The 11,595-nt window shown below is 71.0% G+C and carries 7 protein-coding genes and 1 pseudogene; 1 reads left to right on the plus strand and 7 read right to left on the minus strand.

Translation table 11 applies throughout. The annotated features are described in order from the left end of the window. The 3 genes and pseudogenes from ACWBNA_RS39865 to ACWBNA_RS39875 all read right to left on the minus strand — a co-directional run. Window positions 1-1,007 (minus strand): annotated as a pseudogene (locus ACWBNA_RS39865) (FUSC family protein); the annotation flags it as partial. 99 nt (window positions 1,008-1,106) lie between these two features. Next, the gene (locus ACWBNA_RS39870) at window positions 1,107-2,171 is read right to left on the minus strand and encodes an AEC family transporter (RefSeq protein ID WP_482709445.1); all 1,065 of its coding nucleotides are present in this window, start codon (window positions 2,169-2,171) and stop codon (window positions 1,107-1,109) included. 120 nt (window positions 2,172-2,291) lie between these two features. Next, window positions 2,292-3,995, minus strand: coding sequence for an NAD-dependent malic enzyme (locus ACWBNA_RS39875; RefSeq protein WP_482709446.1), 1,704 nt, complete (start codon window positions 3,993-3,995; stop codon window positions 2,292-2,294). Between the two features lie 279 nt (window positions 3,996-4,274). Between ACWBNA_RS39875 and ACWBNA_RS39880 the strand changes: the two genes are divergently transcribed. Continuing rightward, a complete protein-coding gene (locus tag ACWBNA_RS39880; protein WP_482709447.1) occupies window positions 4,275-4,985 on the plus strand; it encodes a hypothetical protein in 711 nt (236 codons plus the stop codon). A 96-nt stretch (window positions 4,986-5,081) separates the two neighbouring features. Here ACWBNA_RS39880 and ACWBNA_RS39885 read toward each other — a convergent pair whose 3' ends face one another. Genes ACWBNA_RS39885 through ACWBNA_RS39900 form a run of 4 tightly spaced genes read right to left on the minus strand, consistent with a single transcriptional unit; the run spans window position 5,082 to window position 11,398 of the window. Then, window positions 5,082-8,144 (minus strand): alpha-mannosidase, encoded by a 3,063-nt coding sequence (locus tag ACWBNA_RS39885; RefSeq protein ID WP_482709448.1) that lies wholly within the window; start codon window positions 8,142-8,144, stop codon window positions 5,082-5,084. Between the two features lie 55 nt (window positions 8,145-8,199). Beyond that, window positions 8,200-9,093 (minus strand): carbohydrate ABC transporter permease, encoded by an 894-nt coding sequence (locus ACWBNA_RS39890; protein ID WP_482709449.1) that lies wholly within the window; start codon window positions 9,091-9,093, stop codon window positions 8,200-8,202. Continuing rightward, complete coding sequence (locus ACWBNA_RS39895) at window positions 9,093-10,022, minus strand: carbohydrate ABC transporter permease (RefSeq protein WP_482709450.1); 930 nt, start codon at window positions 10,020-10,022, stop codon at window positions 9,093-9,095. The genes ACWBNA_RS39890 and ACWBNA_RS39895 overlap by 1 nt, the downstream gene beginning before the upstream one ends. Further along, the gene (locus ACWBNA_RS39900; protein WP_482709451.1) at window positions 10,019-11,398 is read right to left on the minus strand and encodes an extracellular solute-binding protein; all 1,380 of its coding nucleotides are present in this window, start codon (window positions 11,396-11,398) and stop codon (window positions 10,019-10,021) included. Before ACWBNA_RS39900 ends, ACWBNA_RS39895 begins: the two co-directional genes overlap by 4 nt. Window positions 11,399-11,595 lie beyond the last annotated feature (197 nt).

Genomic DNA, 11,595 nt, shown 5'->3' on the forward strand with positions numbered 1-11,595 from the left:
CGCAGCGCCGGATCGGCGGCGCCGGCTTCGCCGCCCACGGCCGCGCACACCTCGGCCAGGGCACGCCTGCCCGGCGAGTCGCCGTCGCGTGCGGACACCGCCTGCTCGGCCGACGGGACGGCCGCGGCCGGAGCCGACTCGCGGCCCGGCAGCAGGCGGTCGGCCAGGTGCAGCGGTACGCCGGTCACGGCGGGCGGGAGCGGACGCGCCTCCCACATCAGCGCCGTCACCGCCTCGCCCAGCTGTACGGCACTGTGGAACGCCCGGACCAGCTCCCGGACCTCCGCCTGCTGTCGCTGCCGGGCCCGCGGGGCGAGATGGGCGGCCATCACCTCGTGGGCGTGGTTGAGGGCCAGCGTCATCCTGCGACGGGCCTCCTCGGCGTCGTGGGTGCCGGCCGCGGCCAGCGCCTCGCCCGCGCTCCGGTACACGGCGAGCACGGCGGCCCGCTCGGCGTGGTGCCGGCGCCACAGCCACGGGGCCGCGGACAGCACGAGGACCAGGGCGACACCGGCGAGCAGGGCCAGCGGCGGCTGCCACCACGGCCCCGGCACGGGAATGCCACTGCCGACCGTGACGCCGAGCAGCAGGTGCATGCCCGACACGGACGGGATCCGCCCCCGCAGGCCGACGCTGCCCGCCACGAGCGCGGCAGCCACCAGGCATCCCGCCACGGCCACCAGTTCCCCGCTGCGCAGGGCGAGTTCACCGGCGAGCAGGCCGAGCGCGCTGGACACGCCGGTCCAGCCCAGCCGCCGCACCCGCACCCGGTAGGGATCGGAACCGTCCTGGCTCACGCCCCACAGGGCGCCGATCGCCGCGATCACCGACGGCACCACCCACCCCGTACGCAGCCCGACGAGCAGCGGCAGCGCGAGGGCGACGGCGCCCCGCGCGGCCGCGGCGAGCGGCAGGGGTACGGGCGCGACGCCGGTGAGGGAACGCGACCACCGCAGACGGGGCGTACGGGACGGACGGTGCGGTCGCGCGTTTGCTGCCGGCGTCATGCGGCCTTGTCCTTTCGGTCGCGGGGGCGGACTGTCGCGTGGGTGGGGGCTGCCTTCACTCGCGGGGCCTGCTTCGTTCCCAGGTGCCCCGGGGGCGAGTCAGCCGACCAGCTCGATGAGGAGCGGGAGGGTGACGAAGGAGAGGAGCAGGCTCAGTACGACGGCGGAGCCGATGGCCTGGATGTCGGCCTTCGAGCCATGACGGGCGGCGAACATAAGAGGGACGGGGGAGACGGGGAAGGCGACGATCAGCGCGGCCTGGGCGGCGTCGGCCGCGGAGGCCACGGTCAGACCGACACCGTAGACGAGCAGCGGCAGGACGACGACGCTGGTGAGGGAGATCGCCCACACCACCGGGCTCAGCTTCGGGCGGCCGATGCGGGACACGGAGACACCGACGTACAGCAGCGCGGCGGCCGACGAGGCCCCGGCGAGCAGGGTCAGCGAGGCGTCGGCGACCTCCGGCAGGCCGACCCCGCTCACCGACAGGATCAGTCCCAGGACCGGACCCCAGCAGAACGGCTCGCGCAGCGCGTGTCCGACGGTGCGCAGCACGGAGGGCCGGTGCTCGTCCGCCCCGCTCCCGGAGGCGACCGGCGCGGCGGCTTCCGCGGGCGCGCCGCCGCCGACCGTCACCAGGGCCGGCTGCCGGAGCGCGGAGGCGGAGTCCGCCGTGACGGCGGCCGTCCCACGCGCCGGGTGTTCCGGCATGCCGAGCAGGATCAGGACGACCGGGTCGAGGACGACGTTGACGAGGATGCCCGCGACGGCGATCGGCACGGCGGCCTCCGCACTGCCGAACAGACCCCCGAGGATGGACGTACCCATGAAGGCGTACTGCGGCTGGACGCACGCCAGGGCGAACAGGGCCGCCCGCCGGAGCGGACGGCGGGCCGCGAGGCGCAGGACGCCGAGCAGAACGGCGTACACACCGAGCAGCCCGAACGCGAGCAGGCCCACCAGGGGCAGTTGCTCGACCAGCACGTGCCGTGGCGTCTTCCAGATACTGAGCAACAGGGCTGCGGGCAGCGCGAGTTGCATGGTCAGCTCGCGCAGCGCCTGTGCTCCGCCGGCGTCGAAGAGCGCGCGGCGCCCGGTGCCGTAGCCGACCGCGATGATGAGGAAGACCGGCACCACGACGGTGAAGATCTCGGCGAAAGACATGACTGCGTCAATCCTTTGGAAAGGGGGCTCGGCCACAGGGCCGGTGACGACAGGTCAGAGAGCCGAGTCCTTACGGTTGTTGATCGCCGCGGAGGTGGACCGATCCGCGGCAGGCGGCCGTCAGACGGCCTCGATCGGCGGGTACACCGGCTGCCACATGGCGGCGCGGACGCGCTCCTCGACGGTGTCGTCGACGCTCTCCCGGGCGACGCCGTCCTCGGAGGCGGCGCGGGCCACGGCCACGGCCACGGCGGTGGAGGTGTCGCGCAGCCGGTCGATCAGAGGCAGCACCGGCGCACCCGGCGCGGCGGCGTCGGTCTGGTCCGCGACGGCGCGCGCCGCGGCGACGAGCATGCCGTCGGTGATGCGTTCGGCCCGGGCGACCACGGCGCCCAGCCCCAGGCCGGGAAAGACCAGCGCGTTGTTGGCCTGCCCGATGTGGTGGGTGACGCCGTCGACCTCGACCGGCTCGAAGGGGCTGCCGGTGGCGATCAGGGCCCGGCCGGCGGTCCAGTGAAGAAGGTCGGCGGGGACGGCCTCGGCCAGCCGCGTGGGGTTGGACAGGGGCAGGATGATCGGGCGGTCGGTGTGCGCGGCCATGGCGCGGACGATGTCCTCGGTGAAGGCGCCGCCCTGCCCCGAGGCCCCGATGAGGACGGTGGGGCGCACGCGGTCGACGACCTCGGACAGCGGGATGCCGCCGACGGTGTCGTCGCGCCGCCAGTCGGCGACCTCGGTGCCGCGGCGGACGTAGCGCGTCTGGAAGTCGCGAAGATCCCGCTGGCCCTCGGTGAGCAGGCCGTGGCGGTCGACGGCCCAGATGCGACCGGTTGCTTCCTGTGGCGTCAGCCCGTCGGCGATCAGCGCGTCGCGGAGCTGGTCGGCGATGCCGATGCCGGCGGTGCCGGCGCCGAAGAGCACGATGCGGTTCTCGCGCAGCGGGACACCGCCGGCGCGCACACCGGAGAGTACGGCGGCCAGGTTGACCGCGCCGGTGCCCTGGATGTCGTCGTTGAAGGTGAAGACCTTCTCCTGGTACCGGTCCAGGATGCGACGGGCGTTGGCCGGCCCGAAGTCCTCCCAGTGCAGAAGGGCGTCGGGGAACAGCTCGGTGGCCGCGGTGACGTACGCGTCGATGAAGGCGTCGTAGCTCTCGCGGTCCGCGCGCGGGTGCCGGTTGCCCAGGTAGAGCGGGTCGTCCAGCAGTTCCTGCCGGTTGGTGCCGACGTCCAGCATCACCGCCAGGGTGCGGGCCGGGTCCACGCCCGCGGCGGCGGTGTAGACGGCGAGCTTGCCCACCGCGATGTCGATTCCGCCCACACCCCAGTCGCCGATGCCGAGGATCGCCTCGCCGTCGGTCGCCACGATCAGGTCGACGTCGCCGGCGCCCAGCCCGGACGCGCGCAGCGAGCGCTCGATGTCCTCGGGCGCGTCCACCGACAGGTACACGCCGCGCGGGCGGCGGTACTCGTAGCTGTAGCGCTCGATCGCGGTGCCGACGGTCGGGGTGTACACGATCGGCAGCATCTCGGCGAGGTGGTCGGCGAGCAGCCGGTGGAACAGCACCTCGTTGCGGTCGCGCAGCGCCGTCAGATAGACGTTCTTGGCGAGGTCGTCGGGCTGGGAACGGAACTGCGTGTAGGCGCGGGCGGCCTGCTGGTCCTGCGTCAGCACCTGCGGCGGCACCAAACCCTCCAGCCCCAGGTCCTGTCGCTCCTGCCGGGTGAAGGCGGTGCCCCGGTTCAGACGCGGATTGTTCAGCACGGCATGTCCGCGGGCGGTCGTGCGGATCAGACCTTCGACGGCGTTCCTCCGCCTGCCCATGACTACTCCTCAACGGTCGGGAACTGGGGACACCGACCAGCCTGCGAGATCACGGATACATGCGTCCAATGCCTGGACTCAACGTCATCCATGACCTGACGGCATTCGAGTGTCTGAACTGCGGTTCTGCCGCCGAGACGCAGCCGCGCGGCGGGACGGATGTGACGGACGCCGCCTCGGTTGTCCGCTCCGCGAGGTGTTCCGGGCTGTGACACGACTGTGGCCGGAGGTGTGGCCTCCACCACATCGGATCGATCACCCCCGGACCAAGATCAACGGATGTCCAGAGACCTCACCGGCCCCAGACGTCCCTTACTCGTCGCACCGGGCCGCCCCGTCGTCGCGTTTCTCGCCGCGGTCGGCCTCGTCGCCGGTGTCCTGACGGGCTGGCCGGCCCTCGACACCGTCAACGGCTGCGGGTTCCCCGCCAACCCGTACCCGTCCGAAACGGCCCGGGACTGGGTCCGCCACGCCGACGTCGTGATCGTGGGACGTGCCGTGCGGGAACGGGAGAGCGGCCGCCGGGAGCTGGCCGCCGGCGCCTACCGCTACCGGCTCGAGCGCACCGTCGAACTGACCCGGGAATCCGTCCCCTTCACCTCCCGCACCCGTGCGCACCCCGCCGTCGGCTCCACCCTCGACTACATCGCCCCCGGCTGGAAGATCCTCCGCTCCGACGGCACCACCCGCGTCGACGAACTCGTCGGAGACGCCCCGCGCGTGGTCCCCGGCCACACCTACATCCTCGCCCTGCGCTGGCAGGACGACCGCTGGGTGGCCCTCGGCGAGGGCGCGGTGGTCCCCTTCGACGACCATGTCGTGGGCCGTGGGGAGTGGTGCGGGGAGGTCCTGGACACCGACGGCTTCGCCCAGGGGGAGCGGATCTCACGGCGCGACGACCACAGTCTCGAGAAGTCGCTGTTCGGTGAGGGCGACGACGCGCTCACCCGCGAACTCGACCGTGCGGCACGGCAGAAGAGCGCGCACTGAGCACCCCGGGCCGTCCCCGGTGTCCCCTGTCCCGTTCCTCCGCCCGCTCTCCTTCGTCATCGGTGCGTCGGCCGCAGCCGGGTCGCTCCTGTCCCGTCAGTCCACCGGCAGGGGCCGCAGCCGCAAGGTGAGGATCTGGAAAGGACGCAACGCCAACCCCACGCCTCCATCGGTGTGTTGATGGCTCGTCGGGTCGTCGAGGGGGCGTTCGAGCAGATCGGTCGTGGTGACCGAGGCCACCTGGAACCCGGGGGTGAGGGTGGCGCGGGCGCGGGTGCCGCGGGACTCGTAGAGACGGACGATGATGTCGCCGGTGCGGTCGTCGGCGAGCTTGACGGCCTCGACGACCACCCCTTCATGGTCCACGGAGACCAGAGGAGTGACGGCCGTGCTGCCCGGCAGGGCGCGCTCGGACAGGTTGAAGCGGTAGCCCTCGCGTACGGCGTCGGTGATGTCGGCGCCGATCACCAGGGCGTAGGCCAGCCGGTGGGCGCCCTGGTCGGCGTCGGGGTCGGGGAAACGGGCGGCACGCAGCAGGGAGAGCCGGACCGTGGTGGTCGTACCGCCGTCAACGCGGACGTCACGGGTGACGTCGTGACCGTAGGAGGAGTCGTTGACCAGCGCGGCGCCCCAGTCGGGTTCGCCGACGTGCAGGAAGCGGTGGGCGCAGACCTCGAACTTGGCCGCGTCCCAGCTGGTGTTGGTGTGGGTGGGCCGTTGCACGTGCCCGAAGGGGATCTCGGCGGTCGAGTGCGTGGCCCGCACGTCCAGCGGGAAGGCCGCCTTGAGGAGCTTCTCCCGCTCGTGCCAGTCGACGACGGTGTCGACCACGAGCCGCCGGGAGCCGGCCGGCAGGGTCAGGGTCTGCTCGATCCTCGAATCGCCGAAACCGCGGACCACACGGATGCCGTCACTGGTCGCAGTGACCGAGTCGGCCTCGGTGAGGTCGCGGACGGTGTTGCGGTAGAAGACGTCGACGTCCCACGCGTCCCACTGATTCGGGAAGTCCTGATGGAGCTGGAGCAGGTTGCCGACCTCGCCGGGCGCCAGCGCCTCCCGGCCCGCGGCGATGTCGTAGGCGGAGGTGATCAGGCCGCGGCCGTCCACCGTCACCCGGACCAGACCGTTGTCCAGGACGAACCCGTCACCGTCCGCCACCGGCGGCATGGGCGTGTCGGCCGGCTCGGCGCGCAGGTCGGCGCCCAACGCCGGGACGCCGCCACGGGCGTGTGGCGCGGCGTTGAAGACGACCGTTGCTCCGGGCGGACCGGCGAGCGCACGCTGGGCCGAGCCGATCAGCTCGGTCAGCTCCCGGCCGACGGCCGCATAGGTCTCCTCGGCCTCCCGGTGCACCCAGGCGATCGAGGTCCCGGGCAGGATGTCGTGGAACTGGTGCAGGAGAACCGTCTTCCACAGCCGGTCCAGTGCCTCGTACGGGTAGGGGAGCCCGTGCCGCACGGCCGCCGTCGCCGCCCACAACTCCGCCTCGCGCAGCAGGTGTTCGCTACGCCGGTTGCCCTGCTTGGTGGCGAGCTGGCTGGTCAGGGTGCCGCGGTGGAACTCCAGGTACAGCTCCCCGGACCAGACCGGGGCGCCGCCGTTCTCCTCGTACTCCGCGTGCGCGCGCTCGAAGAAGTCGGCGGGCTTGTCCATCTCGACCCGGGCGGAGCCCTCCAGGTTCCTGAGCCGGGAGGCGCGGGCGAGCATCTCGCGGGTGGGGCCGCCGCCGCCGTCGCCGTAGCCGAACGGGATCAGCGACTGGTTGACGGCGGCCTTGTCCTGGAAGTTCCGTACGCTGTGGGCGACTTCGGCGCCGGACAGGTCGCTGTTGTAGGTGTCGACGGGCGGGAAGTGGCTGAAGATCCGGGTGCCGTCGATGCCCTCCCACCAGAAGGTGTGGTGCGGGAACTTGTTGGTGGTGTTCCAGGAGATCTTCTGGGTCAGGAACCAGCGCACCCCGGCCAGCTTCATCAGCTGCGGCAGCGCCGCGTTGTAGCCGAAGGTGTCCGGCAGCCACATCTCCTCGGTCTCGACGCCGAACTCCTCCAGGTAGAACCGCTTGCCGTGGACGAACTGGCGCACCAGGGCCTCACCGCCCGTGATGTTGGTGTCGGGCTCCACCCACAGGCTGCCGGTGGGCAGGAACTGCCCGGTCTTCGCCTTCTCCTGCGCCCGCGCGTACACCTCGGGCCGGTGCTCCTTCAGCCACGCGAGCTGCTGCGCCTGGGACATGACGAACGTGAACTCGGGATGGTCATCCATGAGCTGGGTGACGTTGGAGACGGTGCGGGCCACCTTGCGGACGGTCTCGCGCAGCGGCCACAGCCAGGCGGTGTCGATGTGGGCGTGTCCCACCGCCGAGAGCCGGTGCGCGCTCGCGTGCGCGGGAGCCGCCAGTACCGGGGCGAGGACTGCTCGCGCCGCGGTCGCGCCGCCGCTGACGTCCTGCAGGTCGATGGCGTCCAGGGCCTGTGCGACGGCCCGCAGGATCTGCCAGCGGCGCGGCGACTCGGGGGACAGCTCGTGCATCAGCTGACCCAGGACGTCCAGGTCCTGGACGAGCTCGTGGACGTCCCGGTCGAAGACGGCGAGGTCCAGTCGTCGCAGCCGGTACAGGGGTTCGCCGGGGTCGCGGGACGGGTCGCCGAGCCAGGGTGCGCGGCCGCCGACCGCGGTGGGCCCGAAGGTGAGTTCGTCGGGGCCGGTGTGCATGACGACCGGGTTGGCGGCGGCCTCGACGAAGGCCACGAACTCCTCGCCTCCGGCCGCTTCTTCGGCGACCGGCAGCCAGGTGTTGCGCGGGTTGAGCGCCTTCACGGCGGTGCCGTCGGCCCGGTAGACCAGTCCCTCGGCGGAGAAGCCGGGGGAGTGGGGGGAGAAGCCGAGGTCCAGTACGGCTTCGACGGTCGCGCCCGCCCACTGCGCGGGGATCCGGCCGCTGACCTTGAACCAGCTCGTGGTCCAGGCGGGGCCCCACCGGTCGCCGACGCGGGCCGGGCGGTAGGGCGCGCTCAATCCCTCATGGACCGGCACCGGTTCGCCGGGCACGTTCCAGACCTCTACGTCGAGCGGGACGGACCGGGCGTGGACCGCGGGCCGCAGCCGCTCGTTGAGGACGCGGGCGAGCCGCTGTTCGGTGACGTCACGGTCGTTGTGCATGGGGTGTCTTCTCCGTGGTGGCGGGGCAGGTGGGGGTACGGCCGTGCGCGTGGGGTCAGCCCTTGAGCGCGCCGCCCAGTGCGAAGCCTCCGCCGAGCTTGCGAGCCAGCAGCAGGTACAACAGGACGACGGGCATCGAGTACAGCAGCGAGAACGCGGACAACTGCCCGTACTGGGTCTGGTCGTGGGCGCTGAGAAAGGTGAACACGCTGACGGAGGCGGGGAGTTTCTCCGGGGACAGCAGCAGGATGAAGGGGACGAAGAAGTTCCCCCACATGCCGATGAAGGTGAAGATGGTGACCACGACGACACCGGGACGCATCAGCGGCAGCACCACCCGCCACAGCACCTGCATCGTGTTCGCGCCGTCGATCCGGGCGGCCTCCTCCAGGACGACGGGTACGCCGTCCATGAAGTTCTTCATCAGCCAGATCCCGAACGGCAGCGCGGAGGCGGCCAGGAACAGGGTGGTGCCGGGCGCCGAGTCGATCAGGTCGACCTGCACGAACATGCTGTAGACGGGGATCATCACGGCGGTGATGGGCAGCCCGGTGGAGAACAGGATGGTGTACAGGAAGGGCCGCCGCAGCCGCGAGCGGTAGCGCGAGAGCGGATAGGCGGCGAACACCGACACCACCACGGTCACCGCCGTACCGAAGCCGCACAGGAGCAGGCTGTTGAGCATCGGCCGGTAGGTGGTGTCGACGTTGAGGACCGCGTCGAAGTTGTCGAGGGTGAGCGACGAGGGCAGCTTCAGCCGGAAGGAGTTGGTGTCGCTCACCGAGGCGAGGACCATCCACAGCAGCGGCAGCACGTAGAGCACCGACACCACCAGCAGGACGGCGTTGACCGCGACGCGGCCGGGCCGCAGGCGGCGTCGCCGCGTGGCGGGCACGGCGGCGGTGCGCCCGGCGGAGGTGAGGGGCGGCGGCGTGGCGACGGCGGCCATCAGTCGTCCTCCAGTTTCAGGAGCCGGATGTACACGACGGAGAACAGGGCGCCGACCACCAGCAGGACCAGGGCGATGGCGGTGCCGTAGCCGATCAGGCTGTTCTGGAAGGCCTGCTGGTACATGAAGATCGGCAGGGTCTCGCTCTTGTTGCCGGGGCCGCCGCGGGTCATGGTGTAGATCAGCCCGAAGACGGAGAGCGTCTGCAGGGTGATCAGCATCAGGTTGGTGAGGACCGACGGCCTGATCACCGGCAGCACGACCCGCCACAGCCGCTGCCAGGGGCCCGCGCCGTCCATCTCGGCGGCCTCCTCCAGCTCCTGGGGCACGTCGTTGATGGCGGCGGTGAAGACCATCATCGAGAACGCGGTGCCGCGCCAGACGTTCGCCAGACACACCGCCAGGATCGGCATCGTGTACAGCCAGTTCTGCCGCGGCAGGTGCAGGGCGTCCAGGAGCGAGTTGAGCGAACCCTGGTCGTAGAAGAACGCGTACATCAGGTAGCCGGCGACCACCTCGGGCAGCACCCAGGCGGCGATGACCACGCCGTTGACGAGCGAGCGCACCGGCTTGGTGGCCTTCTGCATCAGGACGGCCAGCGCGAGCCCGAGCGTGTTCTGGCCGACGACCGCGGAGCCGACGACGAACACCAGGGTCAGCTTGACCGAGTTGACGAAGTCGGTGTCCCCGAACGCCCTGGTGAAGTTGTCCAGCCCGACGAAACGGGTACCGGCGGCGCCGGTGAGCTGCATGTCGGTGAACGCGTAGTAGACGCAGTACAGGATCGGACCGCCCAGGAAGACGGCCAGCAGGAACACGGCCGGCAGCGTCGGCAGGCCGCGCAGCAGCGCGCGGACGGCGGGGGTGGGCGCCCCGCGGGACCGGCGGTGGCCGCCGGTCCCGCGGGGCGCCGGGGCGAGCGCGGTCACGAGGTTCCCTCGACGGTCTTGTCGTCACCCACCGCGGACTTGACATCGTTGTCGAACGTCTCGGCGGCCTTGTCGACCGAGGACTGACCGGTGGTCACGGACTCCATGGCCTTCTGGATCGCGGTCGAGACCTGGTTGTAGGCGGGCAGCCCGGGCCGGTAGTGCGTGTCGGCCACCAGCTCGGTGAAGAACTCGTTGGTGGGCACCGACTTCAGGTACGAGGGGTCGGCCGCGACGTCCGTGCGTACCGCGATGTTCGCGTTGAGCGCGTTCCACTTCGCGTTGTTGGTCTTCGTCGCGAGGGAGGTCGACAGGAACTTCCAGGCCAGATCGGGGTTCTTGGCCTTCGCCGGGACCGACCAGGCCCAGCCGCCGGACATGCTGGTCCGGCCGGGCGCCTGGCCGTTCTGGGTGGGCATGGCCGCGGTGCCCATCGTGGACTGCCACTGGGGCCACGGCTTGGCGCTGGAGGAGCTCCAGTTGTTGGGCATCCAGGAGCCGTCGATGTCGATCGCCAGCTTGCCCTCGGGGATCAGCTCCGTGCCCACGGTGGTGCCGAAGTTGGCGCCGAGCGCCTGCTCCTTGGCCGGGCCGAGCCCTTGGCTGTAGACGGTGTGCACGAAGTCCAGCGCGTCCTTGAAGCCCTTGCTGCCCACGACCCACTTCTTCTGCGAGGCGTCGTAGAGGGACTTGTCGCCGGCCGGGGTGCCGTACAGGAGCATCTCGAAGCCCTGCATGGACGACGCCTCGCCGCCCGCCGCGCCGGTGTACAGGTTCATCGGGGTGACACCCGGGAGCTTGTCCTTGACCGACCTCGCGGCACTCAGGACGTCGGCCCAGGTCTTCGGCTGCCAGGGCACGGGGATCCCGGCCTTCTGGAAGAGCTGCTTGTTGTACCAGATCCCCCGGGTGTCGGTGTCGATCGGGACGCCGTAGACCTTGCCGTCGGAGGCGCCGCTCACCGCGCCCTTGGCGGCGGCGGCGTACTGCGACCAGTCGGCCCATTTCGCGGTGTACGTGTCGAGGGGCTTGAGGTAACCGCCCGCGATGTCGGAGTTGATCAGCGCGGTGTCCTCATAGACCAGGTCGGGAGCGGTCGCGGGGGAGCGCATCATGAGCTGGATCTTCGTGTAGTAGTCGTTCTCGGAGGCGGTCACCGGCACCAGGTTGACCTTGGTGCCCGGGTTGGCCGCGGTGAATTCCTTCACCATCGAGGCGAGGTAGTTGGCCTGGAGCTTGTTCGTGCTGTCCAGGTTCTGCCAGTAGACGACCTTGATCGATTTGGCCGAGCTGCCTGAGGAGCCCGAACCGCAGCCGGTGAGGGCCAGAGAGGTGGCGGCGGTGAGGGCCGCGGCAGTGATGAGTCTTGAGCGCACAGTGGTTCCTCCGGGACGCGAAACCTGAGGGGAAGCCGCGAGTTCCGGCCAAGAAGGCCAGGCCGGACGGCGCCCCAAGCTGGGCGCCACCTTGCGCTGCCTGGCCTGTGTGGCCGATTTTGGTGGCGTCAGCTAAATCCAATTGATGGATTAAGTCAATGCTTCCACCCTGTAAACTTTCGCCCTGGGGCGCCCGT

It is taken from the genome of Streptomyces sp. Q2 (genome assembly GCF_056820935.1).

What these genes read in the sequence shown, in the direction of transcription:
- ACWBNA_RS39890 (WP_482709449.1), bottom strand. Translation starts at nt 9,093, where the DNA reads ATGGCCGCCGTCGCCACGCCGCCGCCCCTCACCTCCGCCGGGCGCACC.
- ACWBNA_RS39875 (WP_482709446.1), bottom strand. Translation starts at nt 3,995, where the DNA reads ATGGGCAGGCGGAGGAACGCCGTCGAAGGTCTGATCCGCACGACCGCC.
- ACWBNA_RS39870 (WP_482709445.1), bottom strand. Translation starts at nt 2,171, where the DNA reads ATGTCTTTCGCCGAGATCTTCACCGTCGTGGTGCCGGTCTTCCTCATC.
- ACWBNA_RS39885 (WP_482709448.1), bottom strand. Translation starts at nt 8,144, where the DNA reads ATGCACAACGACCGTGACGTCACCGAACAGCGGCTCGCCCGCGTCCTC.
- ACWBNA_RS39880 (WP_482709447.1), top strand. Translation starts at nt 4,275, where the DNA reads ATGTCCAGAGACCTCACCGGCCCCAGACGTCCCTTACTCGTCGCACCG.